2 pseudogenes are annotated in these 360 nt (G+C 51.7%); both read left to right on the top strand.

The features are described 5' to 3' along the window. Positions 1-142 (top strand): annotated as a pseudogene (locus tag ACELLULO517_RS28490) (IS481 family transposase); the annotation flags it as partial. Between the two features lie 116 nt (positions 143-258). After that, positions 259-360, top strand: a pseudogene (locus ACELLULO517_RS28485) (IS5/IS1182 family transposase); the annotation flags it as partial.

The following is a 360-nucleotide window of genomic DNA, read 5'->3' as shown; positions in this document are numbered from 1 at the left end:
CGTCTCAGCCTATAACTTCGCCCGAAGGCTAAAGACCCTAAGAGGCCTGACCCCTCATCAGTTCATCTGCAAAACCTGGACAAATGAGCCAGAAAGATTCAGATTAAATCCACTCCACCAAATGCCGGGACTAAACAGCTAGAGCAGATCCCGGTCAGATGATTCCATCTGACTGTGATCTGCTCTAGGACAGGAACCCATAAAGAGCTTTGAACGGCTCGGCGGGGTGTGATTCGATTTCTGAAAGGAGATCGAACCATGGCCCGCTTTGATCTGACTGATTACGAGTGGTCAGTTATCCAGCCTCTACTGCCGACGAAGGTGCGCGGAGTGCCTCGTGTCGATGATCGACGGGTCTTG

The organism is Acidisoma cellulosilyticum (assembly GCF_020621385.1).
Taxonomy (GTDB): domain Bacteria; phylum Pseudomonadota; class Alphaproteobacteria; order Acetobacterales; family Acetobacteraceae; genus Acidisoma; species Acidisoma cellulosilyticum.
Note: the sequence above shows the minus strand (reverse complement) of the source record. Positions and strands in the feature narration are given on the sequence as shown.